At 49.7% G+C, this 25,983-nt stretch carries 22 protein-coding genes; 18 read left to right on the top strand and 4 right to left on the bottom strand.

The window, feature by feature from the left end; translation table 11 throughout:
• The first annotated feature begins 835 nt into the window (after positions 1-835).
• A complete protein-coding gene (locus KXJ70_RS17745; RefSeq protein WP_219044889.1) occupies positions 836-1,021 on the top strand; it encodes a hypothetical protein in 186 nt (61 codons plus the stop codon).
• A 29-nt stretch (positions 1,022-1,050) separates the two neighbouring features.
• Here KXJ70_RS17745 and KXJ70_RS17740 read toward each other — a convergent pair whose 3' ends face one another.
• The gene (locus KXJ70_RS17740; RefSeq protein WP_219044888.1) at positions 1,051-1,527 is read right to left on the bottom strand and encodes an Lrp/AsnC family transcriptional regulator; all 477 of its coding nucleotides are present in this window, start codon (positions 1,525-1,527) and stop codon (positions 1,051-1,053) included.
• Positions 1,528-1,868: 341 nt separating this feature from the next.
• Here KXJ70_RS17740 and KXJ70_RS17735 point away from each other — a divergent pair, with 341 nt between their 5' ends.
• Together KXJ70_RS17735 and KXJ70_RS17730 are read left to right on the top strand one after the other, a co-directional pair.
• Complete coding sequence (locus KXJ70_RS17735) at positions 1,869-5,345, top strand: indolepyruvate ferredoxin oxidoreductase family protein (RefSeq protein WP_219044887.1); 3,477 nt, start codon at positions 1,869-1,871, stop codon at positions 5,343-5,345.
• A gap of 11 nt (positions 5,346-5,356) precedes the next feature.
• Positions 5,357-6,472 carry a branched-chain amino acid aminotransferase gene (locus KXJ70_RS17730; protein WP_219044886.1) on the top strand — a complete coding sequence of 372 codons (1,116 nt, stop codon included), beginning with the start codon at positions 5,357-5,359 and terminating at the stop codon, positions 6,470-6,472.
• A 4-nt stretch (positions 6,473-6,476) separates the two neighbouring features.
• Here the strand turns inward: KXJ70_RS17730 and KXJ70_RS17725 are convergent, their stop codons facing one another.
• Complete coding sequence (locus KXJ70_RS17725) at positions 6,477-7,970, bottom strand: mannitol dehydrogenase family protein (RefSeq protein ID WP_219044885.1); 1,494 nt, start codon at positions 7,968-7,970, stop codon at positions 6,477-6,479.
• 461 nt (positions 7,971-8,431) lie between these two features.
• Here KXJ70_RS17725 and KXJ70_RS17720 point away from each other — a divergent pair, with 461 nt between their 5' ends.
• From KXJ70_RS17720 to KXJ70_RS17700, 5 genes are all read left to right on the top strand, one after another.
• Positions 8,432-9,916 (top strand): circularly permuted type 2 ATP-grasp protein, encoded by a 1,485-nt coding sequence (locus KXJ70_RS17720; RefSeq protein ID WP_219044884.1) that lies wholly within the window; start codon positions 8,432-8,434, stop codon positions 9,914-9,916.
• Positions 9,916-10,848 (top strand): alpha-E domain-containing protein, encoded by a 933-nt coding sequence (locus KXJ70_RS17715; protein ID WP_219044883.1) that lies wholly within the window; start codon positions 9,916-9,918, stop codon positions 10,846-10,848. The genes KXJ70_RS17720 and KXJ70_RS17715 overlap by 1 nt, the downstream gene beginning before the upstream one ends.
• Before the next feature lie 248 nt (positions 10,849-11,096).
• On the top strand, positions 11,097-13,622 hold the full coding sequence (locus KXJ70_RS17710; RefSeq protein WP_219044882.1) for a circularly permuted type 2 ATP-grasp protein: 2,526 nt from the start codon (positions 11,097-11,099) through the stop codon (positions 13,620-13,622).
• Entirely contained in the window at positions 13,619-14,566 is a 948-nt protein-coding gene (locus KXJ70_RS17705; protein WP_219044881.1) for a transglutaminase family protein, read from the top strand. The genes KXJ70_RS17710 and KXJ70_RS17705 overlap by 4 nt, the downstream gene beginning before the upstream one ends.
• A gap of 243 nt (positions 14,567-14,809) precedes the next feature.
• The gene (locus KXJ70_RS17700; RefSeq protein WP_219044880.1) at positions 14,810-15,154 is read left to right on the top strand and encodes a PBPRA1643 family SWIM/SEC-C metal-binding motif protein; all 345 of its coding nucleotides are present in this window, start codon (positions 14,810-14,812) and stop codon (positions 15,152-15,154) included.
• A 58-nt stretch (positions 15,155-15,212) separates the two neighbouring features.
• Here the strand turns inward: KXJ70_RS17700 and KXJ70_RS17695 are convergent, their stop codons facing one another.
• On the bottom strand, positions 15,213-15,575 hold the full coding sequence (locus tag KXJ70_RS17695; protein ID WP_219044879.1) for a DUF3703 domain-containing protein: 363 nt from the start codon (positions 15,573-15,575) through the stop codon (positions 15,213-15,215).
• 214 nt (positions 15,576-15,789) lie between these two features.
• Here KXJ70_RS17695 and KXJ70_RS17690 point away from each other — a divergent pair, with 214 nt between their 5' ends.
• The 8 genes from KXJ70_RS17690 to KXJ70_RS17655 all read left to right on the top strand — a co-directional run bounded on the left by KXJ70_RS17690 (position 15,790) and on the right by KXJ70_RS17655 (position 23,364).
• A complete protein-coding gene (locus KXJ70_RS17690) occupies positions 15,790-16,650 on the top strand; it encodes an SDR family NAD(P)-dependent oxidoreductase (protein WP_219044878.1) in 861 nt (286 codons plus the stop codon).
• 167 nt (positions 16,651-16,817) lie between these two features.
• Entirely contained in the window at positions 16,818-17,651 is an 834-nt protein-coding gene (locus KXJ70_RS17685; RefSeq protein ID WP_219044877.1) for an alpha/beta fold hydrolase, read from the top strand.
• Positions 17,651-18,442, top strand: a complete 792-nt coding sequence (locus tag KXJ70_RS17680) for a fumarylacetoacetate hydrolase family protein (protein ID WP_439655083.1) — start codon at positions 17,651-17,653, stop codon at positions 18,440-18,442. Before KXJ70_RS17685 ends, KXJ70_RS17680 begins: the two co-directional genes overlap by 1 nt.
• A gap of 43 nt (positions 18,443-18,485) precedes the next feature.
• Positions 18,486-19,403 (top strand): acetaldehyde dehydrogenase (acetylating), encoded by a 918-nt coding sequence (locus tag KXJ70_RS17675; RefSeq protein ID WP_219044876.1) that lies wholly within the window; start codon positions 18,486-18,488, stop codon positions 19,401-19,403.
• A gap of 12 nt (positions 19,404-19,415) precedes the next feature.
• The gene (gene dmpG / locus KXJ70_RS17670; RefSeq protein WP_219044875.1) at positions 19,416-20,444 is read left to right on the top strand and encodes a 4-hydroxy-2-oxovalerate aldolase; all 1,029 of its coding nucleotides are present in this window, start codon (positions 19,416-19,418) and stop codon (positions 20,442-20,444) included.
• A gap of 124 nt (positions 20,445-20,568) precedes the next feature.
• Positions 20,569-21,690 carry a helix-turn-helix transcriptional regulator gene (locus KXJ70_RS17665; RefSeq protein WP_219044874.1) on the top strand — a complete coding sequence of 374 codons (1,122 nt, stop codon included), beginning with the start codon at positions 20,569-20,571 and terminating at the stop codon, positions 21,688-21,690.
• Between the two features lie 39 nt (positions 21,691-21,729).
• Positions 21,730-22,485, top strand: coding sequence for an SDR family NAD(P)-dependent oxidoreductase (locus KXJ70_RS17660; RefSeq protein ID WP_255558558.1), 756 nt, complete (start codon positions 21,730-21,732; stop codon positions 22,483-22,485).
• A 159-nt stretch (positions 22,486-22,644) separates the two neighbouring features.
• Positions 22,645-23,364: a YebC/PmpR family DNA-binding transcriptional regulator gene (locus KXJ70_RS17655; RefSeq protein ID WP_219044872.1), complete on the top strand. Its 720-nt coding sequence runs from the start codon at positions 22,645-22,647 to the stop codon at positions 23,362-23,364.
• Position 23,365: 1 nt separating this feature from the next.
• On the opposite strand, the gene KXJ70_RS17650 is transcribed toward KXJ70_RS17655, so the two are convergent.
• Positions 23,366-24,787, bottom strand: coding sequence for an aminotransferase-like domain-containing protein (locus KXJ70_RS17650; protein ID WP_219044871.1), 1,422 nt, complete (start codon positions 24,785-24,787; stop codon positions 23,366-23,368).
• A gap of 134 nt (positions 24,788-24,921) precedes the next feature.
• On the opposite strand from KXJ70_RS17650, the gene KXJ70_RS17645 reads away from it, so the two are divergent.
• Positions 24,922-25,107 carry a hypothetical protein gene (locus KXJ70_RS17645; RefSeq protein ID WP_219044870.1) on the top strand — a complete coding sequence of 62 codons (186 nt, stop codon included), beginning with the start codon at positions 24,922-24,924 and terminating at the stop codon, positions 25,105-25,107.
• 39 nt (positions 25,108-25,146) lie between these two features.
• Positions 25,147-25,941 (top strand): PhzF family phenazine biosynthesis protein, encoded by a 795-nt coding sequence (locus KXJ70_RS17640; protein ID WP_219044869.1) that lies wholly within the window; start codon positions 25,147-25,149, stop codon positions 25,939-25,941.
• Positions 25,942-25,983: the final 42 nt, after the last annotated feature.

Genomic DNA, 25,983 nt, shown 5'->3' with positions numbered 1-25,983 from the left:
ACGCCAATGGCAACTTTACTTGATGGTAAAACGATCTGGGCTGAGAAAAATTTAGCTCAGATCTAAACTGGCAGACACCGGTAAAAAACGGGTAACTGTCAGATCAAGTCTGAGCTACTACAGTTGCTTTGATGTGGTTGTAAACGTTTCAGCCAATTTGAACGCAAAATATTTTTCTGTGAGTACCAGTGATTGCTATTTCCCTTCTGAAACGCTTTTGGTGCGTTTTGACGTTTCGCATTGCACAAGAGCCATTGTCGGTTTTCGCCTAGGCGCTAGTGTTAGTTAATTTACTGCCGGTTTTTGCCGTGCTGCGTGTAAAGATAGCCCCCCCTAAATTGGGGGATGTGCAGTGTTCTTAATCTGACTATATTTATGCATAGAGTTTACGCTTAGCTTCAAGCCCACTGCGGTTTCTGCTTGCGGCTGTTGCAAATGATCATGGCTGAATTTGCGATATATTGACTCCCCGTCTCATAGGTCGGCGTTTGCGCCGATATATGAGGGGGCACAGGGACGTGCCACCTTCATTGATCTAGTTTCAAACCCCCCGAGCGCTGGCTAAATGCCACAACGTTGAATATAGCGCGTAGGTTTTGTTCGTATAGAAAGTTTCGCTGCGCAGGGTGTGTTCTTTCTTCAGTTTAGAGTTCATGATCATATCGACAAGCTCTTTTAGCCTGTCTGAATATCTGCTTAGTTCTGATAGATTGTCTGAACGAAAAATAGGAGTGCTTAATCCAAGCATGGAATTTGACGTCGAGATGGTGCTGGAGTAAAAATTAGTTGGATCTGACATAAGTTTCTTTATGGGTGAAGCAGCATGATACTAATCATGAAAACGGAATTTGAAAATCTTCAGCAGAATAGTGCACATTCCTTTGAGATGGATACCAACACCAATAAGCAGGTTCTTAAAATTTATCGCGATGATGCCTTGATCGCAAAAAAGATAAAGATTAAAAAATCGATTCGATACTTTGGTGTGCAGGGATATAAAGCTTTCATGAGCCCATCTTGAGCTTATATCCCAATATACGGGCTCAGTGATTAAAGTTGAGTTTTTAGTGGTAGCTCGGTGGTGTTTTTGATTTCGGTTACCGCGATATGGGAATGAATTTCGCGAATCATAGGTAGGCCAAGTAAGCGATCACGGACGAAGCTTTCGTAATTTCGAATATCTTTAACAATAATTTTAAGCATGTAGTCCCAAATACCGGTCATGGTGTAGCACTCCATCACCTCATCAAAATTTTGCACCGAGTGTTCAAATTCCTCCAAGTTTTGGCGACCTGATGTGGTGAGGTTGATCGTTGCAAAAACCACCAAGTCCATGCCTAGCGCGTGACGATCAAGTAGGGCGACTTTTTTGCGAATAACGCCGTCTTGTTCTATACGGTTAATACGTCGCCAGCAGGGTGATTGGGACATGCCTACGATATCAGCGACATCACTGGATGTTTTACTCGCGTCAGACTGAAGGATATTGAGAATATTAATATCTTGCTTATTGAGTTCGGTGCCCATAAATATAATCGCTCGACTGAGGTAAGTTTTGCCTAAATTATGCAAGTTTAGGCTCTAGTGTGGTTAATTAAAACTAGTTCATGGCTGTGCTCGTATTTGTATGTCTGCTTGGTGTTATTGCTCTGATGTTGCCGTAGTGGTCGTTTGGGCGACGAAGCCGGGAAGGGGAGTAAGAATTCTCATAAAACTTATAGATTAGCTTTTTTATGCGTTTCGGTGCTTTTAATAGCATAAGTATCGCTATTAGTTACTGCTTGTAGGTATAAGTAAAATAATTTTACCCAGTGTGTCGCGCTAGAATTTGCGCATCTCTTCCTATCAATGAATATGAGAATAATGTTATGCCACTTTCGGAACAGGCCTTAAAAATATCCTTGGAAGACAAGTACATGCTGGATAGTACTCGCGCCTATATGACTGGCGTTGAGGCCTTGGTGCGTCTACCGATGCTGCAGCATCAGCGCGATTTAGAGCGCGGCCTCAATACCGCTGGCTTTATTTCTGGGTATCGCGGTTCGCCATTGGGTAATGTCGACCAGGCGATGTGGAAGGCAAAGAAATACCTTGATAAACATAATATTCAATTTGTGCCAGGGGTGAACGAAGATTTAGCGGCAACTGCGGTGCGTGGTAGCCAAGAGGTTGGCCTATTCCCTAACGCCAAATACGACGGCGTATTTGGTATGTGGTATGGCAAGGGCCCCGGTGTCGACCGCAGCATGGACGTGATCAAGCACGCAAATGCCGTGGGTACGTCTAAATTTGGTGGTGTGTTGGCGGTGGCTGGCGACGACCACGCGGCTAAGTCTTCAACCTTACCGCACCAGTCTGAACACATGTTTATGGGGGCATCTATTCCGGTGCTGGCGCCGTCCAATGTGCAGGAAGTATTAGATTTGGGCATCTATGGTTGGGAGTTATCGCGCTATTCTGGCTGCTGGGTGGGCCTAAAAGCCATTACCGAAAACATGGATTCGGCGATCTCTGCTGAGATCGACGCCCGTCGTGTAAATATTGTACTGCCGGAAGACTTTATGATGCCGGAAGACGGTGTGCATGCACGTTGGCCAGATACCCCCTTGGCCCAAGAGCTGAGACTGAATAAGTACAAAATTTATGCTGCGCGCGCGTTTGCCCGCGCCAATAATTTGAACCGAATTGTGATCGACAGCCCCAAGGCACGCTTGGGTATTGCGACCAGTGGCAAGGCTTACCTCGATGTATTGCAAGCCCTGGAAGACTTGGGAATAGACAAACAACATGCCGCCGCTATCGGTTTACGGGTCTACAAAATTGGTATGCCCTGGCCTTTAGAGCCATTGACCACACACGAATTTGCCTCGGGTTTAGAGGAGATTTTAGTGGTGGAAGAGAAACGCTCCATCATTGAAGATCAAATTACCGGGCAGTTGTACAACTGGCCGGTGTCTGAGCGCCCCCGTGTTATTGGCGAGTTTGACGAGCAAGGTAAGGACTTACAGCCAAATTTAAGTGAGCTAACTCCCGCCATGGTGGCGCGTGCGATTGCGGCGCGTATTCGCCGTTTTTATAAAAGCGACGAGATAGAAAAGCGCCTTAAGTTTTACGATCAGAAAGAGCAATCCATTGCCAATAAGAATGGCATCATCAATCGCACACCGCATTTCTGTTCCGGTTGTCCACATAACTCCTCGACAGTGGTGCCTGAGGGCAGCGTCGCGCTGGGAGGAATCGGTTGCCATTATATGAGTACGTGGATGCCCACACGTCCAGCGACGACGTTTACCCAAATGGGTGGCGAAGGCGTGACGTGGGTAGGCCAGGCCGCATTTACCGAAAACAAACACGTATTCCAAAATTTGGGCGATGGTACGTATTTCCATTCCGGTAGTTTAGCTATTCGACAGTCCGTTGCTGCGGGCGTCAATATCACTTACAAAATTCTGTATAACGACGCTGTTGCGATGACGGGCGGCCAGCCTATAGATGGCTCATTAACGGTTGAACAACTTATTCTACAATTGCGTGGCGAAGGCATTAAGCGCATTGCCTTGGTGTCGGATCACCCTGAAAATTACAGTTGGCCGCAAAAAGATGGCTTTACCATTAGCCATCGCGATGATTTGCTGACCATTGAAAACGAGCTGAAGGAGGTCGCTGGTACATCGGTACTTATATTCGAACAAACCTGTGCGGCTGAAAAGCGTCGCCGTCGAAAAAAGGGCACGATGGTTGATCCCAATCGCCGTATTTTTATCAATGATGCGGTCTGCGAAGGTTGTGGCGACTGCGGTAAAAAATCTAATTGCCTGTCGGTGCTGCCAAAGGAAACTGAGTTTGGTCGCAAACGTCAAATTGACCAAAGTGCTTGTAATAAAGACTATTCCTGTGTGAATGGTTTCTGCCCAAGTTTTGTATCGGTGATAGGCGGTTCGCCGCGGAAAAATACCGCGGTCGCGGCTGACGGTTTTGCCCTCATTCCAATGCCGACTTTACCGGCCATAACGCATCCTTGGAACTTGGTGGTTACCGGCGTTGGTGGCACCGGCGTACTGACTATTACTGCGGTATTGGCCATGGCTGCGCATATTGAAGGTAAGGGATGCGCGACGATGAACCAAACCGGACTGGCGCAAAAATTTGGCCCTGTGGTGAGCTATTTGCGCGTGGCCAATAATCAGGATGATATTAATGCGGTGCGGATACCAGCGGGCGATGCCGATTTGCTTTTGGGTTGTGATTTGGTGGTATCGGCATCTGACGAAGCGATCGCTAAGGTAAATCTAGAGCGAACCGTCGCTGTGGTAAATGATACCGAAATGACGACGGCGGAGTTTATTTATAATCGCGATGCGGTATTCCCGGCGGAGTCTATGAAACGGCTCATTGTGGAAGAAGTCGGTGAAGGCAAAGTGAGTTTTGTCGACGCCACTGAGTTAGCTGGACATTTGCTGGGTGACACTTTAGCGAGTAATTTCTTTATGCTGGGTTATGCCTTCCAGCTGGGTTATGTGCCGGTCAGTTTCGATGCCATTGATCGTGCGATTGAGCTGAATGGCGTGGCGACTGAGTTTAATAAACAGGCGTTTTTGTGGGGCCGTCGCGCGGCGCACGATATTGATGCGGTGCGGCAAGCCGCTGGCGTTCCCGTAGAACATTGGTCACCACTGAATGACGTCGACGATATTATTCAGTATCGCTATGACCATTTAGTGAAGTACCAAGATAAAAATTACGCGGATAAGTATTTAGATATTTTGACTGCGGTTAAGTCAAAAGACGAAGAGATTAACGGCAGTGCAGGGCAGCTTTCGCTGGTGATTGCTAAGTCATTGCACAAATTGATGGCCTATAAAGATGAGTACGAAGTGGCGCGCCTGTACACCGACGGCGAATTCTTGAAAAAACTCAGTGAGGCATTTGAAGGTGACTACAAACTGCAATTCCATATGGCGCCGCCCTTGCTCTCAAAGACGGGTGCTGATGGCCATCCGGTGAAACGTGTATTCTCAAGCGGCATGTTTACGGCGTTCAAAATATTGGCAAAACTTAAAGGCCTGCGCGGCACACGGTGGGATGTGTTTTCTTACACCGCCGAGCGCAAAGCTGAGCGGGCTTTGTTGGCCGAGTTTATTCAACAAATAGATAGTGTTTTAGCTAGGCTCGACAAAAATAACCTCGAGCTTGCCATAGAATTGTTTGGCTTAGTAGACGACGTGCGCGGCTTTGGCCATGTAAAAGAAGCGTCTATTAGTCAATACGGTTTGCGTCGAGATCAACTTCTTAAGCGCTTGCGTGGCGATGTAGTGCAATTGGTAGATATTCACAACGCGGCATAATAGGAATAGAAATGAATAGTGATGCGCAATATGCTGCGAGTCCTGCTCCAGTCATAGCATCTGGCGTTTTGCCAGTATTGAAACAATTTACGTTGCCCGAGGCATTGGGATTTGGTCGGGTAATGGCGCCGATCATGTATCGTGCGCAGTTTCGGAATGGGGGTTGGCAGGCAGCTCAGGTGCTACCTTATGAGGCAATTTCAATCGATCCCGCCGCAAAGGTTTTACATTACGCTCAGGAAGTCTTTGAGGGTTTAAAAGCTTATCGTCACAGCGATAATAATGTGTCTCTGTTTCGTCCCTTAGAAAATTGGAAGCGTTTTAACCGCTCGGCCGATCGCATGTGCATGCCTGCAGTGCCAGAGTCGATATTTATGGATGGGGTGTCGGCGGTTAGTAGCTTGATGGCGAAACATATTCCAGCGAAGCCAGGTCAATCTCTGTATTTGCGGCCGTTTATGATTGGTGTTGATGCCAGCCTTGGGCTAGCGGCGTCGCTCGACAATGATTTTTACGTTATTGCATCCCCGTCTGAGGTTTACCAGCAGGGGAGCTTTAAAGTGATGATCGAGCGGCAAGATTGCCGCGCGGCGTTGGGCGGTACGGGAAATGTTAAAGTCGGTGGGAATTACGCGGCAGCCTTAGCGGCGGGGCGTCGAGTGCAGGCGGCCGGCTTTGATCAAAGTTTGTGGCTGGACCCGGCTGAGCATCGTTATATAGAGGAGCTTTCGGGGATGAATGTATTTGCGCTTATAAATGGCGCATTACATACCCCATCTTTAAGCGGATCAATTTTACCTGGCATTACCCGCGACTCCGTATTGCAGTTGGCAAGGCTGTCGGGTGTGGAGGTCATTGAGCGCAGTATCGACATCAATGAATTGCTTGAGGCGGTGGTGTCTGGCGAATGCAGTGAAGTATTTGCCTGTGGTACTGCTGCGGTGATTACGCCAATCAGCATCATTGCCGATGGTGATATACGCTATGAATTCAAGGCAGGGAACCCGTTTGCCACCCAGTTACATACGTTGCTCACCGATATTCAAGAAGGTCGGGGCGAAGATGTATTTAACTGGAATTGGCCGCTTACTGATGTGAATGTTTTGGATACATCTGACTCTGTTTGAGCCCTCAATATGATGCCTTTAAATTATTATAAAGGCATTTCTTAACGGAGCCGGCTTCTTTAATGGCATGGATGAATCGTGCAGTTTCTTCAGCAAAGAGGGCTAATTCAGATCCTTCAAGCTTAAAAACCTGCGCAATAAATTCGCTGGCGTTTAAAGTGCCTACAACATTTTTAGCGAGCGATATTAGCTGGTCCTTGCTGGTATCGCGATAGCTGTCATAGGCATCGCGATCACTGTGAAGCGAATTTAAATACCAGATCCACACCGCGATCACCCGAGCAAAGGCCGTAACATCTAATCCCATTGCGAGTCGCGCTTTTAATGGCGCGAGTAGACATTGCAGGAATTTAGATGAGCTATCTTCCGCAAGTCTTAATAGGCGATCTTTGATGGCGGGATTTCGAAAGCGCGCAATAAGAGTCCGGCAGTATTCTGAATAATCAATATCTGGCAGTGGGCTTAGGGTGTCTTGCACTGCTTGCATATAAGACACCAACCAGCCATGTATTTCCGGATCTGCTGCAGCTTGGTCTACAAGCTCGTAACCCATTAATAATCCAATATGTGACAGCGCACTATGGCTGCCATTGAGTAATCCCACTTTCATTTCTTCGTAGCGGTGCACGTGTGCACTCAGTGTCACGCCCGCTAGTTCATAGGCGGGTCGGCCGTCGCTAAAATGGTCTTCTAATATCCATTGGCTCCAGGGTTCGCAAATTAGCAGGCATTGGTCGTCAACACCCCAGCGGTTTGAAATCAAGGCTGCATCACTGGCGACGGTGGCAGGGGTAATACGGTCAACCATCGAGAGCGGAAAGCACACCTCAGCGCGGATCCATTCTGCCAGGGCAGGCAGCCATTGCATTGCATAGCTGGTAATTGCCTCGCGAGCTTGGTCGCCGTTGGCCAACAAATTGTCGCAGGACATTACCGTGAATGCCTTGCCGCCTGCCTGCCAGCGTGAGTGCAAAGCCTTAACGAGAATGCCAATTGCACTGCGCGGTTTTTCTGGATTGCGTAGGTCGCTGCTGATAGCCAGTGACTGTAGGTCAAGTTTGCCGCTGGCGTTTAAGTAATAGCCTTTTTCGGTAATCGTCAGCGATACAATTTTTGTAGCAGGGTCTATGAGAACAGCGTGCGCCGCGTGAGAATCGTCAGTGGCGTCAATGAATTCCATGATAGAGCCAATGACGTGACCAGTTTGGGCGTGTTGATCCGTTTCCCAAAGTGAGTACAAACAGTCTTGTGCTTGCATCGCTTGGTACAGTTTAGTGTCGGCAGGCATTAGCGCGAGACCGCAAATTCCCCAATCGCTACCCTGCTTAGATTGCAAAAGCATATGTAAATAGTTTGCTTGGTGGGCGCGGTGGAATCCGCCCACACCGATATGCACTATTCGTTTTTTGAGTTGTCTTGTGTAGGTCGGCAGTTCGACCGTGGGCGATGTTTTCTTATCTTGTTTGAGGTAGTGAGCGTTTAAGCTGAGCTGTGTCATTATAGGGTCTTGGTATGTCGCTTTATTATATGGATGTTGGCTTTTGGCTGCTGACGTATTCTACGGTTTTCACCCGTTTAGGTCTTTATCTATAGTGGGCAAAAATTCAATTTTTTGTGTTTTCTTTTAGCCCTTGCTTGTGATCTTGTCGCTGCAATATAGATGGTCATATTTAAGCAAGCGCTGAAAAATTCCGTTGCCGCTGTTGAGGATAACTTCTGCCTATGCTTAATTGAGTCATGGGAATAATCATCGGTAGGAAAAATGGTCAGCTTCGTCAATTTTTGTGCAAGTTGGCCTAGCTATTGCTGATGAGAATGGTACGGATTGGCTGTATTCGGGGCATAACAGAGTAAGTTTTTTGATTGTGCGCTAAGACAACGCGAGACTCTGGCCGTGTTTGCGCTATTTTGGTGCGCCGCGTTTTAGAGGAAAATCATTTCCAATAAGGTGTTTTATAGATGACAAAAGGTGCAGACAAGGAATCTGGTGGTATCGATTGGAGTCAGTATCAAGGCGGTGATTTTTTTGATGAGATGATAACCCCAAAAGGTGGGGCTCGACGTGCTAGTCAGCGCGTAGTTAAACACTTGGGGCAGCTCAGCCGAGAGGAGCTTGAAAGTCGTCGAGTCGCGGCGGAGAGCACCGTTCGCGATATGGGAGTCAGCTTCACCGTTTATTCAGATGGTGAAAATATCGACCGCACGTGGCCATTTGATCTTATTCCGCGAGTGATTAGTGCTAAGGAGTGGGAGCAAACGGCAAACGGTTTAAAGCAGCGAGTGCGCGCACTCAATCTGTTTATCAACGACGTCTATCACGAGCAAAAAATATTCAAAGACGGTGTGGTGCCGGAGTATCTGATTAAAGACTCAAAAAACTTCCGTCCTGAGTGTATTGGCATTACACCACCGAAAGGGGTGTGGGCGCATATTTGCGGTTGCGATTTGGTGAGGGATGCAGACGGTAAATTTTATGTTTTGGAAGATAATTTACGAGTCCCCTCCGGCGTCGCCTATATGCTGGAAAATCGCGAGATAAGTAAACGCGTGTTGCCAGAATTATTTGAAACTAACAATATCCTCCCTGTTGATGACTACCCTGCAAAATTATTTAACATGCTGGCATCGGTGTCGCCGCGAAAAGTTAGGCAACCTGAAATCGTTATCCTCACTCCCGGTATTTATAACTCCGCCTATTTTGAGCATGCGTATTTGGCGCAGCAGTTGGGCGTTGAGCTGGTGGAAGGCAGCGACTTATTTGTAGACAAAGACGACTGCGTCTATATGAAGACCATTTCGGGCTTGGAAAGAGTTGATGTTGTCTATCGACGTATTGACGATTTGTTCCTGGACCCCGAAGCGTTTCACCCCGATTCCATTTTGGGTGTGCCGGGTATCATGCGGGCATGGCAGGCGGGCAATGTAGCCTTGGTCAATGCGCCGGGTGCCGGTGTTGCTGACGATAAAGTGGTTTACGCTTACGTACCCAAGATGATCGAATACTATCTTGGTGAAAAGGCGATTTTACCGAATGTTGAAACCTACCTCTGCGACGATCCGGAGCAGCTTAAATACGTGGTGGAAAATATTGAAAAGCTGGTAGTAAAACCGGCCAATGAATCCGGTGGCTACGGCATGATGGTTGGGCCGCACGCCACGAAGAAAGATCACGAAGAATTTCGCAAACTCGTTCAAGAAAACCCCCGTAACTACATCGCGCAACCCACATTAATGTTGTCGACTGCGCCGGTTATTACTGGCCCAGGCGAAGCTGAGCCGCGCCATTTAGATTTGCGGCCCTTTGTATTGCAGGGCACCGACTTGGCAGTGACAACGGGGGGCTTGACTAGGGTGGCATTGAAAAAAGGCTCGCTGGTCGTCAATTCGTCACAGGGTGGTGGTAGTAAAGACACCTGGATAATAGCGGAAGGGGGCGCAAAATAATGATGTTATCGCGAGTTGCAGAGCGAGTGTATTGGTTTGCGCGTTACCTTGAGCGCGTGGAAAGTATGGCCCGGTTAATACAGGTCTATACCGGATTACTATTCGATTTGCCCAGAGACACGGGTATCAGCTGGCATAATTTGGTTATCGCCAGTGGCAGTCACGGCGAATATAACCGGCGTTTTTCGGTGCAGGACGAAAAGCGGGTGGTGAAATTTTTGCTGGAAGATCTCAGCAATCCCAGCTCCTTGGCGTCGTCGCTCCGGATGGTGCGTGAGAATATTCGAACAACTCGGGATATCGTGCCTCAGGAAAGTTGGGAGTTGGTTAACGAGTTTCAAATATTTGTATCTGAGAATATCGCCCAGGGCTTGAGCCGCCGCTATCGACATGAGTTTCTTGAAGAGATTATTAAGACCTGTCAGCAGATTAATGGCCTTATTGCCGACACTATGCGCCGTGATGCCGCTTGGCATTTTTTAAATATGGGGCGCAGTTTGGAGCGGGCTGATATGACGATCCGTATTTTGGAAGCGGGTGCCAGCATGTCTAGCGACTTTATTGAAAATGACACCAACCATGTCTTGGATGCGGTGTGGGGCAGTGTATTGGGCACCTTGAATGCGACGATGCCGTTTCGCCGCACAATGAAGGTGGCAATAAAAGGCGATGATGCTGCGCGTTTCTTGCTGGAAGACACGTTGTTTCCCCGCGCGGTTACCTGCGGCTTGTTAAGGATGCAGGACTCAGCCAAACAGTTGCCGTCCAGCGAGAAGGTGATGTCCTGTTTAAATGACTTCGTGAAAACAGTGACCAGCGGCAGCGATTACACCGATGTATCGGCGGGTTTTCCAGCTTACCTCACTGAGTTGGAAAAAAACTCAATCGTCATTCACAAGGCGATTCAAGATACGTGGTTCCAGCCGACATAGTGTGCCAGGGCCTTTCCGAGTGAACAGGCCCTAAATAGGTACTTCTCGTAGCAGCTTGGGTTTGCCCAGATCAGGCACTTACGGTAGTCTTCTCCATCGTGATTTGCTGTTGGTGGCGGTCGCGATTCCGGCACCAACATGGTGCGAAATTGCTGTATGCGATTAGGGATTTGCGAGTGTAGCCGTGGTGATGTTCCTTTTACCTTGGGTATGACTTTTACTCAACGCACGTTTTTGGCACCACATCCATGCTAACTGAACGCTTTGTATATAAACCGCAACATGACCAATACGATGAGGTCATCGGGACTGATGGCAATGTCCGCGAGCATTGGCATTATCCTATGCGGGTACTTAATGCCATGGGTATGGATGCCCTTCTTGAGCGGCAGCGCACTGCAAAGCGCATACTCCGTGACGACGGTGCCAGCTACAGTCCTGGCGACCAGTTAAACGTCAGTCATACATGGAGTCTCGATTTACTGCCCATGATTCTGTCGAGTCAGGAGTGGGAATCTATCGAAAATGCGCTTCGCGAGCGCTCCGAATTACTTAACCTTATTCTCAGTGATCTTTACGGTGAGAGAACACTCATCCATAACAAGGTCATCCCCCCGGCGGCGATCTTTAGCCATCCAGGTTTTCTTCGCGCCTGCGACGGGATTCGGCTACCTGGCGAACACCAGTTAATATTCCACGCTGCCGATTTAGTCCGTTCCGCAAGTGGTGAATGGTTAGTCATTGGCGACCGTACTCAAGCGCCGTCAGGAACGGGCTACGCCCTGGAGAATCGCACTGTATTGCGACGGGTGATGCCGAGTTTATTCCGCGATGCCCACGTGCACCGGCTCTCAAACTTCTTTTTACAGTGGCGTCGCAAATTAGCCGAACTTAGTCCAACAAAGGATGCGCCCTTGGTGGTGTATCTGACCCAAGGGGCGTTTAAAGAGAACTCCTTTGAAGATGCCTACCTCGCAAATTACCTTGGTTATCCTTTGGTACAGGGGCGGGATTTAACCGTTCGCAAGGGCGCGTTGTGGTTAAAATCTTTGGATGGGCTTCGTAAAGTGGATGTGGTTTTACGCCGCATCGACGATAGCGTGGCGGACCCCGTGGTATCGCGGCAGAGCTTTGGTCAGGGTGTGCCCGGTTTAACCGAAGTGGCCCGCGCCGGCGGCGTTATCATCGCCAACCCCTTGGGCAGTGGCATTTTAGAGAGTCCCGTTCTCGCTAAATATATGCCCGCTATTGCTCGGCATTTTCTCGGCCGCGATCTGCGTTTGAGCTCGGTGCCAACGTGGTGGTGTGGTGATGCTGCTGACTTAGAGTATGTAAAGGCGCACTTTGATGACTTATTAATTCGCCACACCTGTCGTATGCCCGGCAGGCACAGTGTGTTTGTGGCAGAGCTCAACCCCGAAGAGCGAGCTGCCTTACTCGCCAAAGTGTTGGCAAAGCCTGTTGATTACGTCGCTCAAACTGCCGTGCGTCCTTCGCAGACGCCGGCTTTGGACGGCAAAGTCTTCAGCAGTCGGCCGCTGGTAATGCGCGGATTTACGGTGGCGAGTGGCAGCTCTTACAGTGTGATGCCTGGCGGGCTTACCCATATTGGTACCCACACTGATACTCAGCATATTGTTAGCCAGTATAGCGGCGGCAGTAAAGACACCTGGATTTTGGCCTCCGAGCCGGAAATTGAAGACAGTGTCTTTGAGCCAGAGAAGTTAGCGCGGCAAAAAATGGACCGCAACTTCAGTCTGCCGAGCCGGGTAATTGATAATTTATTTTGGTTTGGCCGCTACGCCGAAAGGGCGGAATCGGGTTTGCGTTTGGTGCGAACAGCGTTTGAAGAACTGAATAGCATCGAGCCGTTATCACCGGATAACCGCCGCGTTCTGCTGTGCTCGGTTACCAAGGTTACCGGTACCTTTCCCGGTTTTACTGCTAAAGATGCTGACTTTGAAACCCCGGAGCATGAGTTACTCGACATTGTGTCTAATCGCTCTCGGCCGGGCAGTATTGCCCATTGTCTCGAGGCGATTCTGCACTCCGCCGACGGAGTGAAAGAATTGCTGTCCAATGACATGTTGCGCTTAGTTAACGATATTCGCGATGGCATGGAGTACTTGAACAAGAATCTTGAGAGCAGCTTACAGGCCGCGCCAGAGGAGTTGCTCGACCCGCTCATCACCAGTTTGTTAGCGCTGTGTGGTCTCAGCCAAGAAAGTATGGTGCGTGGTCGCGCGTGGCGCTTTATGGAAATGGGCCGTCGCTTGGAGCGAGCTCAAAAAACCGTAGAGCTGCTGAGTCACGTATTGGTCACCGATAAAAGTGATGGCCAAGGTGTGCCCTTGTTAAAGCCGGTGCTGGCGAGTTTGGAGTCGCGGATTGTCTACAAGCGTTACTACCGCAGCGGTTATCGTTTGGATAAAGGCATGGAGCTATTATTGTTCGATCGTCAAAACCCACGTTCGGTAATGTTTCAACTCGAGAGTCTACGCAATCACTTGGAAGACGTTGAAGGTCCAAACAAAGGCGTACAGCTAAGCGATGATATGCGCTGTATTTTGCGTGCGACGAATAATTTATTGCTTACGCCCGTGGATGAACTGGCTGAACGCGATGAGAAGACCGGTGAGCATTTGAATCTGGGTAAATTACTAAATCAATTAGATAAGGATCTTAAAGCTGCATCGCAAGCGCTGGCAGATCGTTATTTTGATCATGCAATGGGGCCGCAGCCTGTTGAAATGAGTGGCCGAGGTGTGTCATGAAATACCGAGTAAGACATTCGACTCGCTACGAATACGCAGATCAAGTGAATCAGGGTTATAACGTCGCCTACCTCATTCCGCGAGAGTGTAATGGCCAGCGGGTTAACTACAGCGATATTCGTATTATTCCGGCACCGACCAGCAGAATTAAGCGGGTCGATTATTTTGGTAATGTGGTGTGTCATTTCACCTTAGAAAGACCGCATAAATCCTTGGAAGTGATAGTCGACAGTGAGGTTGAAATTGCGCCCTCCGAACCGCGGTTGCTCAGTGGTGGTATCACCTGCGCTGAAGTGCTCGCGGCCTTAAGTGCCGGTTCTGGCAAAGAAGATATGTCGGCCACAGAGTTTTGTTTTGACTCGCCCATGATTTCGATCGCGCCTCCGCTGGCTGATTTTGGTCGCGACCTGTTTAGCCCGAATCGTCCGTTTCTTGAGGCCGTGAGTGCCTTGAATTCGCGAATTTTTAAAGACTTTAAATATGATCCGGGGTTTTCCACCGTTGCTACACCCCTCGATGAAGTATTAAAAAATCGTCGCGGTGTGTGTCAAGATTTCGCCCATTTGGCTATTGGTGTGTTGCGCAGCCTGGGTTTTTCAGCGCGCTATGTCAGTGGTTACCTTGAAACCTTGCCACCGCCGGGGCAGGTGAAAATGCAGGGAGCAGACGCATCACACGCGTGGTTCGCGGTCTATATTCCCGGCGATGAGTGGCAGGACTTTGACCCAACGAACGATGTGATGCCGGCGGATCAGCATATCACTACCGCTTGGGGTAGGGACTATTCCGATGTGACGCCCTTAAAAGGCGTCGTGTTTGGCGGTGGTGGAAAGCAAATTTTGTCGGTGGCGGTCGATGTGGCGAGAGTGGAGCTTGGTAATGGCATCGGCTTTTCTACGCCGCAAATGACACCGACTCAATCGCAAAATCAGTCGCAAACTTAGTAGCCTTGTTGTTTTGTTATTGCCCTTGGTGATGCGTTTATAGCGATGCCTCCCATTTCCTTTGTCGATGTTTGCGCAGCGACCGTATTCACGCCTCATTTCTATTGGCTTATTACTAACGAGCAATACTCAAAAATTGCCACAGGTTTATAGCGACAAACTGAGGATATCGACGTATTGTGCCGTCGCTGTCGCTTGCAGTTTTAGCTGAGCCAGTTTTGAATCATTCTAAGGGTTGTTAACGTGTCCAAGTTTTTCTTTAAAGGTCGTAAAGATGCGCGTCAAAGCCATATTAATCATGGCTACCAGAGCAAGGCCCTGGTTAAGGCAGGTAGTAAAAAGCAACCTTTGACGCTGCGAGTGACTAGTGAAGAGCGCCAGCAGGAAGTGGCGGCGATGCTTGCCGAGGCCAATTTACATGGAGAGATTGCTCTTGATGCGAGTGACGGGGCGGTGGAAGATATTGCCGAGTTGACGGTGCTCTTAAAGACGCCGGGGACACAAGTGCTTACTAAACCGCCGGCGCGAAACGAGCCCTGTCATTGTGGTAGCGGCAAAAAATACAAAAAATGCTGTGCAGTTGCGTAAGTCTAGCAGTCCTTCTGTGAAACGAAATGGCTAAACTTTGCTTAGCCATTTTAAATTATTAACGCCGTTTGGCTTTTGCAATTATTGCGCTGTGTTCTGCTGATAATGACCGCGTAGCAAAAGGGCTTATATTGCTGCCCCCGGTATTTCCACTTGGCACTAATCCCAAGGCAGTTTTGCTGGCGGCGCCAATAATCCTGAATAATTGTCCCCATACTTCACCTAGTTTGCCCTGACGTAGGCCCCACGCAAGCATTAAGCAGTGCACTTTGGTGTGTTGATAGGTGGATTCCTGGCCAAGTACATGGGCATTTTCGAGATGCTCAAACTCTTTTGCGTATTGTTTCGCGCGTCTAGCATCAGCGGCTAGGGATAACTCCCTGTCTACATAGGGCCGAATGTTTCTACTAAATGCCAACATGATCAGGCTTCCATCCAGTCTGGGTGTCTTTGTGTAACGATATTTCAAAATCGCGGATTTGGCAATTTCACGTTGGGTATTGATTTCATCTCGTCTATCCGTGGGAGGGTTATTCGCCTTCAAGCCTATTAGTATTGTCTATTAAGTTGTCAGCGTGGGTTCTGCGCTGGGGCAGTGATATATGCCGAGAATAAACATAAATAAGGGAGAGCCTATGTTTCTGGGAAAAGAGTGTATTGCACTGGTGACGGGCGCAAGCCGCGGTGCCGGTAAGGGTATTGCGTTGGCACTCGGCGATGCCGGCGCGACGGTGTACGTCACCGGCCGCAGTCAAGCGGAGGGCGACTCGGTATTGCCGGGGACGATATACGCCACTGCAGAGGAAATAAACCGGCGCGGCGGAAAGGGCATCGCCGTGGTGTGTGATCACGGCGATGATGATCAAGTCGCGGCCTTATTTGCGCAAATCGCGCGGGATCACGATGGCCTTGATATCTTGGTCAACAATGCACTGAACGTCCCCGATGGCCTAACCCTGCCCGGCCCATTTTGGGAGAAGCCTCTCGCCTTGCAGGATATTTTAAATGTCGGCTTAAGGTCTAGCTATGTCGCCTCGTATTACGCAGCGCCCCTACTCATTAAGCGGGGCGGCTTGTTGGTGAATACCTCTTCCCCTGGTGGTCGTAGCTATATGCATGGTCCCGCCTACGGTGCGGGTAAAGCGGGAGTTGATAAAATGGCCCGCGACATGGCGGTAGACTTTGAGCCGCACCAAGTTGCCGCGGTTTCGTTGTGGATGGGTTTGCTGAATACTGAGCGCACACAGGCGGTAATTGAGTCCGATCCAGAATTGTATGCGCATCTTGCGGCGATGGTTGAGTCGCCAGAGTTTACCGGGCGTGTCATTGCAGCACTGGCTGCTGACAGTAAGCGTATGACCCGCAGTGGTAAGGTTTGGTATGCGGCCGAGCTTGGCGCCGAATACGGCGTTGCCGATGTCGATGGGCGTCTTCCGGCCTCACCTCGGCAGATGTTTGGTGAGGAAACGAAGTTTAGTGATGTCGTGGTTCAATAGTAATCGGCTGTAGGCCCTAGTCTGCATTGCTGTCATCCATTTGGGGTATTAGGGGTATTGGCCCAAACCGGTACCATTGCGGCTCTTATAAAGGGTGGGGAGGCGGTCTGTGATCAGCGCTTATACTCGCGAAATGTATAGAAATTGGTCTTTGGAGAACGATAAAAATGGCAGTTATAGTCGCGGGATTGCCTGAGGCAAACTATGCAGAACTGCCGAATGGGCAGCGACTGCATTATTTAGATAGTGGCAGTGGGCCTGTAGTGGTATTTCTTCACGGCAGTGGTAGCGGTGCCAGCGGACACAGCAATTTCAAATACAATTATCCGTATTTAGTTGAGCAGGGTTACCGGGTGATCGTACCTGACTTAATAGGTTACGGTTACTCTGACAAGCCGGACAATGTGCAGTACCACCTCGATTTTTTTGTTGAGTGTATAAAGCAGCTGTTAGATCACATAGGCGTGTCGTCCTGCGCCTTAATCGGTAACTCACTGGGCGGTGCGATCGCTATCAAATTCACCCTGGATAATCCATCGCAGGTCGATAAGTTAGTGTTAATGGCGCCGGGTGGCATTGAAGAGCAGGCTGACTATTTTCACATGCCTGGCATGCAGGTTATGAAGGAAGTTTTCACTTCTGGTCCCATGGCGCCTGAGCGCCTGGAAGACTTTATTCGTCGAGGTTTGGTGTATGACGACAGCGTGGTTGATGAGCAATTAATCAATGAGCGCTGGGGTATTTTTCAGCAGCAAAACAGTCAGGTTATCACCTCGATGGTGGTGCCTAATATGACGGAACGCCTAAGTGAGATTCGCTGTCCGGTTTTAGCATTTTGGGGCGTGAATGAAAAAATGATGCCGGAAACCGGCATCCAAAAACTCGCGAAAGGCTGTCCGAACATTCGTTTAACACTGGTTTCCCAGTGTGGTCATTGGGTTATGGTTGAGCACCGCAATATGTTTAACCGCAGTACCGACGATTTCTTGAGAAACGGCTAATGATGGAAAAAGAACTAATTACCCAGTGTGGCGACGATTTGTACAACGCCATGCGTGATTTTAAACCACTGCAGCCCTTGACCGAGCGGCTGTCTGATATCACCTTGGATGACGCGTATTATATTTCGTTGCAGATGCTTAAGCGCCGACTTGAAGATGATGGCGAAGTGATTGTCGGCAAGAAAATTGGTGTTACCAGCAAAGTCGTACAGGATATGTTGGGTGTACATCAGCCGGACTTTGGGTTTTTAACTGATGCCATGGCCTATCCAAATGGCGCTGATATTTCGGTTGCCGGTAATTTAATTCAACCCCGCGCAGAGGCGGAAATCGGCTTTAAGTTAAAGGCGGATCTACAGGGGCCGGGTGTTACAGAGGCCGATGTTTTGGCCGCTACCGAATGTATTATGCCGTGTTTCGAGATTGTTGATTCGCGTATCAGAGATTGGAATATTCGTATTCAAGATACGGTTGCGGATAATGCATCCTGCGGTGTGTATGTGCTCGGGGATGCGAGTGCTGATCCTAGCGATCACGATTTACCAAATTTGAAAATTACGGTTTGGAAGAATGGCAGCTTATTAAGCGAAGGTTTGGGCAGCGCCGTACAAGGGAACCCGCTTACTGCGGTGGCGTGGTTGGCGAATACCCTTGGGCGTTTTGGTATACCTTTTAAAGCTGGTGAAGTGATTTTATCGGGTTCGCTGGTGCCGCTGGAACCGGTTGTTGCCGGTGACAAAATGGAAATGGAATTACACGGTATTGGCCGCGCGTCAGTGCAATTTGTATAAAGTGGGCTGGCCCACGCAACGCTAAATGAGAGAGTGCAGCAGCATGGCGGAAAAAATTAAGGCAGCAATTATTGGTCCCGGCAATATCGGCACTGATTTGCTTATGAAAGCATTGCGTTCGGAGCTGATCGAGCCGGTGTGGATGGTGGGTGTAGATCCTGATTCACCGGGTCTATCTCGTGCCAAAGAGATGGGTTTAAAGGTCACTGCAGACGGTGTTGATGGCATGTTGGCGACCATGAAGGCCGATGGCGTGCAGATTTGCTTTGACGCGACGTCCGCCTATGTACACGCCGAAAATTCGCGCAAAGTGAATGAGCAGGGCGCTTTAATGATTGATTTAACGCCTGCTGCGATTGGCCCCTACTGCGTGCCGCCGGTAAATCTGAAGGATGCCCTTGCCGCAGGCAGCACCAATGTCAATATGGTGACCTGTGGTGGACAAGCCACCATTCCAATGGTGGCGGCGGTGTCGCGAGTGCAGTCGGTTAGCTACGGCGAGATCGTGGCAACGGTTAGCTCAAAATCGGTGGGTCCTGGTACGCGCAAGAATATTGATGAATTTACGCGAACGACAGCGGGTGCTGTGGAGAAAGTCGGTGGAGCGCGCAAGGGTAAGGCAATTATTGTCATTAACCCAGCAGAGCCGCCACTGATTATGCGGGATACCATTCACTGCCTTACCGACGAAACACCTGATCAGGATGCGATTCGTAAATCAGTCGATGATATGGTCGCGGAAGTACAAAAATATGTGCCTGGCTACCGCCTTAAAAATGGACCTGTGTTTGACGGCAATCGCGTGTCGATGTTTATGGAAGTGGAAGGACTGGGAGATTTTCTGCCCAAGTACGCAGGTAATCTAGACATTATGACTGCCGCTGGGCTTCGCACCGCAGAAATGTTTGCAGAAGAAATGCTGGCTGGGCGCTTTACACTTCCAACAATAGCGTCAGTCTAAGGGGAATTGAACATGGATTTACGCGGGAAAAAAGTGGTTTTACACGATATGTGTTTGCGCGATGGTATGCACGCCAAACAACATCAGATTTCTTTAGAGCAGATGATGTCTATCGCTAAAGGCTTGGATGAGGCGGGCATGCCGCTAATCGAAGTGACTCACGGTGATGGCCTCGGTGGATCGTCGGTCAATTATGGATTTCCAGCGCACAGCGATGAGGAATACCTGAAGGCTGTTGTTGGTGTGGTTAAAAATGCGAAGATTTCCGCGCTTCTGCTACCTGGTATCGGTACGGTCGACCACCTAAAAATGGCGGCGGATTTAGGTGTGACGACGATTCGGGTTGCCACCCATTGCACCGAAGCGGATGTCTCTGAGCAGCATATTGGTATGGCGGCGCAAATGGGGCTGGATACCGTCGGCTTTCTCATGATGACCCACATGATTGAGGCTGAACAGATTGTTGAGCAGGCCAAACTCATGGAGTCCTACGGCGCGAATTGCATCTATTGCACTGATTCAGCGGGCTATTTACTGCCAGACCAAGTTAAGGAGCGCATTGCCCTATTGCGGCGCGAACTGAAACCAGAAACCGAGTTGGGTTTCCACGCTCATCACAATCTCAGCCTTGGTGTAATGAATTCCTTGGTCGCAGTTGAGGCCGGTGCCAATCGTATCGATGGCTCAGTGGCTGGGCTAGGCGCAGGCGCTGGCAATACGCCGCTGGAGGTATTGGTTGCGGTAATGGATCGTATGGAGGTCAATCACGGCATCGATCTGTATAAAATTATGGATGTGGCTGAAGACCTGGTCACGCCCATTATGGATAACCCGATTCGCATCGACCGCGATTCCTTAACCTTGGGATACGCCGGTGTGTACTCCTCGTTCCTGTTGTTCGCCAAGCGCGCGGCAGCAAAATACGGTGTGTCGTCGCGGGATATTCTGGTTGAATTAGGGCGTCGGCGCACGGTTGGTGGTCAAGAAGATATGATTGAAGATCTTGCCCTAGACATGGCAAAGGCGCGCGGCCTTATTTAGCTAGCCAATTTGAGCTAGTCTACATAGCGACATCTTCAAGGGCCTTCGGTCGAAGGCCTTTTCTCTGTGCTTTTCTCGGTTATACTGGCGGCCCAATAAATTATAAGGTCTGATTGCCGCCGATATGCTTATTGATCCCGCCTTTGACGAATTAATTGCGACTATTTACCAAGGCCCTTTGGAAGAAGAGCCGTGGCAAGATTTCCTGTCAGTATTGTGCAAAATGATGAAGGCCGTGTCGGTGACGCTGGTGCTAAATCAGCCTTCAGAGAAAGGTCGCGGTGTATTGCGTGTGGTGGGTGGCAATCTAGAGTCCCTAGCGCGCTATCAAGAGCGGCTATTCGCCATGGACCCATTTCAGTCACTGCGTCCCGGCGAAGTAAAAAGCCTGATGGAGTTGGTGCCCAGCGAAGGCTGGCTGGAGAGTGAGCTCTATAAATCCTGCATGAAACCAGCGGGACTTTATGATTCACTGGGGGTGGATATCGTGGTGCCCGGTGAAATGAATGCAGGTCTGCGGGTTGCTCGCGGCGAGCAATCTGCAAGCTTCGATCAGGCCGATCGCGACTTGATTTACTCATTGCTTCCCCACTTGGAACGCGCTCTTAGATTCCATGTCAGATTGAACAAAGTCGAGTCTGAACGCGCTTTATATGCGGGTGCGGTTGAAAGTTTGTCATTGGCGACTATTATTCTGGATGAAGATGGTCGTGTGCTCAGCTGTAATCGCATGGCTGAACATTTGATTATCCGTGAGCCCGATGTTCGGGTTGAAGATGGGCATTTACTACTGGGTGACCAAGCCACTACCAAGAAATTACAGCGCCTAATCAATAGAATATTGGAACATCGTGCTGGCGACGAACCGACGGTTGTCGAGGCGATGAGAGTGCCGCGTGACGGTGATTTTTCAGACTTAGGTGTTATCGCTAGGCCCGTGCCAGTCACCGAGTGGTCAGAAGGCAAGTCGGTGCCGACAGTGGCAATATTTATTAGTGACCCGGAGTACGGTGCTGAGGCGCCAGTTGCGGTTATTATTCAATTGTTTGGTTTTACACCGACCGAGGCTCAGCTATCCCTGTTGCTGGCCGATGGTTTAAGCCTCGATGAGGCGTCTGCGGCACTCGGTATGAGCCGCAATACCGCACGCACGCACTTGAGGTCGATTTTTTCAAAAACCGGCGTTAGCAGGCAGACTCTGTTAGTGCGGTTAATTCTGAAAAGCGTGGCACAGCTGGCTGACTAAATCTGGCTGGCCACATTCGTCCTTAGGGGAGTGTGCGTGATGGCTATTCTGCAGAACAAAATAGCGGTGGTAACAGGTGGCGGCCAAGGCGTTGGCGCCGGTATTGCCTTTGCCTTAGCTGCTGAAGGCGCCACTGTGGCGGTGTTGGGGCGAACCTTAGCAACGCTTGAAGCGACCTGTGCAGAAATACATAGGCGTGGGGGCGAGGCGCAGGCCTTTGTATGCGATGTTACCGAAGCTGAAGATATCGATGCGGCGGTCTTAGAGATTGTTGATGAATTTGGCGGCATCGACATTCTTGTGAACAATGCCCAAATCGTCCCCCTTGGCAATCTCCTGGAAATAAGTGAAGACGAATACCTCGATGGGATGGATTCCGGCCCGCTGGCGACCCTGCGTTTTATGAGAGCCTGTTACCCCTTCTTGCGAGGCGACGGCAGTATCGTCAATTTGGCTAGCTCAGCCGCAATGCGTTCAGACTCGTCGGGTTTTGGTGCCTACGCGGCTGCCAAGGAGGCCACGCGCGCCCTTAGTAGGGCCGCCGCCTGCGAGTGGGGCGAAGATAATGTCCGAGTAAATTGCATCATGCCGCTAGCGATGTCGCCGGCGATGAATCGCTGGGTAGAAGGTGGTGGTGACGATGTTGAAGACTTCTTGTGCACTGTCCCCTTAGGTCGGGTTGGCGACTGCGAAGAAGATGTTGGCAGAGTGGTGGTATTTCTGTGCGGACCGGATGCGGCCTATATCACAGGCCACACTTTGCCCATCGACGGTGGTCAGGCATTTTTGCGCTGACGTGCCCGCTAGCGCTTATAAAAACGCGATTTTGCCGCCGTTTTAGGGTGGTAATGCTCAGTGCGGCTAAGTTATTGGCGGGAATGTCACGAAAAGTTTCCCTATCTGAATACCTGACTGTAAAATCCGTGTCTTTGTTATTTTCAGCGGAGCAGCGCAATGGGCAGAGCCTACCAAAACCGCAAAGATTCCATGGCCAAAACCTCAGATGCCAAGGCCAAGGTTTACAGTAAATACGGACGTGAAATTTATGTGTGCGCCAAGGCGGGTGGTTTCGACCCGGCTGGTAATTTGGCACTGCGGGGGATGATTGAGCGCGCCAAGAAAGATCAGGTGCCGACCCACGTAATTGAAAAAGCCATCGAAAAAGCCAAAGGCGGAGGCGGTGAAGATTTCTCACTCGCCCGCTACGAAGGCTATGGTCCTGGTAATTGCATGGTTATTATTGAGTGTTTAACTGATAACCCAAATCGTACCTTTGGCGATGTGCGCTTATGTTTCACCAAAACCAAAAGTAAAATAGGCACCCAAGGAAGCGTCAGCCACATGTTCGATCACTCTGCGATCTTTGTCTTTGATGGCGAAGATGAAGAGGCGGCCCTGGAAGCGCTGATGGAAGCCGATGTCGATGTCAGTGATATTGAGAAAGAGGGCGGTAAAATTTCTGTCTTCGCACCAAACACTGATTACTTCAAAGCCAAGCAGGCATTGATCGAAATGGGCGTGGCAGATTTCGACGTGGATGAGATTCAATTCCTTGCGCAAAACACCTCGCCAGTTGAGGGTGATGACGTGGCCATGTTTGAAAAATTCATGGACATGCTCAACGACTTAGATGATGTGCAAAACATCTACCACAATGCCGAATTGCCGGCTTAACTTAGCTGAGAGATAGAGAGTGGGCAAGTGCGCCAAGGCGTCTGAGGCCGTTATCGATCTCCTCGTTCCATGGTAGGGCGCATGAAACGCGAAAGCAGTTTTTGTATTTGTCGCTGGCGCTAAATAAGGGGCCGGCGGCAATACTGATATTTTCAGCGAGTGCCTTCTCCGCTAGCTTTAGCGTGTCTATGTTTTCCGCTAATTCGATCCACAGGGTGTAGCCACCTTGGGGTTGAGTGATCCGCGTGCCCGCCGGCATATACTTTGCCAAATGTTCTCTAATTCTGCTCATTGAACTCGCTGCTGCAGCGCGCATGCGGTGTAAGTGGCGATCGTACTCTCCGCTGATAAGCAGCCGCTCAGCAGCGAGTTGCGGCAGCGTCGCATTGGCGGCGTTGGCGGTAAACTTCTGATAATTTAACTCCTCTATATAAGACCCACCCGCGATCCAGCCGATTCGCAGGCTGGGTGACAAGGTTTTGGATAAAGAGGAGCAGTAAAGGTTATTCCCACTATTATCATACTGTTTGGCAACTCCAGGGCGCTGTGTTGCGAAACTTAGGTCACCGTATATGTCGTCCTCAATAAGTGGGATATTGTTTCTCGCCAACATGTCTACCAACGTCTTTTTGCGTTCGCTGCTAAGACTTGCCCCTGTGGGGTTACTAAAATTAGTGATCACAACGCAGGCTTTTACTGGCCACTTTTCAACGGCCAATTGCAGGGCTTCAAGTGAAATTCCCTGCTTCGGGTCGGTGGGTATTTCAAGAGCCTGTAAGCCCAGTGTGTCGATAATTTGTAGCAATCCATAAAAAACTGGCGACTCAAGTGCAACAACATCGCCAGCCTTACAGCAGACTTTCAAGGCTAAAAATAGCGCTTCTTGGCAGCCCTGGGTAATCATGATCTCATCGTGATGAACACGGCATCCTAACTGATTCATGCGTTTGGCGAGCTCTTTGCGCAGGCCAATATAGCCGGGCGGAAAGTCGTAGTTATGATTGCGGCCGTAGGGGTGACGAGCTGCCGCAGACAACGCTCTTTCCAGCGACGCCACAGGTAAAAAGCTGGCATCGGGCACCGTTGCACCGAGCCGCAACATTCCAGGCTGATTTGATGCTGAGATTACCTGCATGACGCGCTGCTGATTGCTGACTAATTTTGGTGTCGAGTCTGGGTGCGATAGCCGTGGGCTCTCAATCTCGTTTTCGAATCGGGGTTTAATGTAAAAGCCTGATCTGGGTCTGGCTTCTATATACTGTTCGCGCTCTAGGTAGCGATAGGCGGCCATTGCAGTGGATAAACTGACATCGTGCTGCTTGCTGATGTGGCGTAAGCCGGGTAATTTGTTGCCGGCTTGGAGTAGGCCGTTTTCAATGTCACCGGCAATCTGGCTCGCCAAAACTCGATATCGTGGTGCCATAACGACTTTCTCTCCATCTGTTATGCATGCCAGTTTCAATAAAACTATGTCTGTACCGTATCAATTTCGATGTAGTGTATCTGTTATGGTTTTTGGCGTCATCATACAGTGTTCCCCTCAATCGAGGTGGCGTCATGAATTCAATGGTTTATCGTATTCACCGTTTGTTTGCTGGTGGTGACAAAGTTGTACTTGTGCTTTATTTGGCCGTTGTAGGCTTGTCATTACTGTTTGTGCTACTGCGGTGTATATTGGTTCTGCACTCTGGCGACACACTAGTTTTGGCGCATGAGAACGGCTGGTGGTGGAATATTCACTAGTCGCTGCGGCGCTGGAATGGCTTTTAGGGAATAAAGAAAATGAAATATGTCGTGGTAGACGCATTTACGGAGCGTAAATTTGCCGGTAACTCGGCGGCGGTGTGTTTAGTCGAAGGTCACTTGTCCGATGCTTTGATGCAGCAAATCGCCGCTGAATTTAATTTGTCAGAGACGGCTTATTTAGCACTTCAGAGTGATGGGTGTTGGTCATTGCGCTGGTTTACTCCAATGATTGAAGTGAATTTATGTGGTCACGCCACGTTGGCGGCAGCACATGTACTATGGACAGAGTTTGGTGTGAGCGACGAAGTTTTGCGTTTTGCTACCCGCAGTGGCGAGCTTAGGGTTTCGCGCATGGGAGCAGTAGTTAGTATGCGTTTTCCGATCACCGTCACAGTAAACAGCGACACCACAGGCTGGGCGCAAACCATCGTTAAACCGGCGTTGTTATCTGGTGCTGCTATTGCCGGTGAGGACTACCTCATAGAGTTGAAAGATGCGATGGCTGTACAAAACTTTACGCCAGATTTGCCGGCCATCGCGGCCTTAAATAGCCGAGGTTTAATTGTTAGCGCTAAGGGGGCGCAAGGCTCAGGCTTGGATTTCGTCTCACGTTTTTTCGCTCCCAATGCCGGCATTGATGAAGATCCTGTGACCGGTTCAGCTCACTGCGCACTGGCACATTACTGGGCGCAGAAGCTAGCTAAGACAGATTTTGTGGCCAAGCAGGTTTCCCGCAGAGGCGGTGTGCTTGGCGTTGCCATTGACGGAGATATCGTTGTTTTGTCAGGCAAAGCGATAAGCACCATGAGTGGTGAGTTGCGACTGGGCTAAATGTACTGTTTGAGTTCTTGGTCCCGGAGTGGGGGACCAAGA

The sequence above is a fragment of the Zhongshania aquimaris genome, assembly GCF_019312595.1.
GTDB classification, from domain to species: domain Bacteria; phylum Pseudomonadota; class Gammaproteobacteria; order Pseudomonadales; family Spongiibacteraceae; genus Spongiibacter; species Spongiibacter aquimaris.
This window is presented reverse-complemented; position numbering and strand designations above follow the sequence as displayed.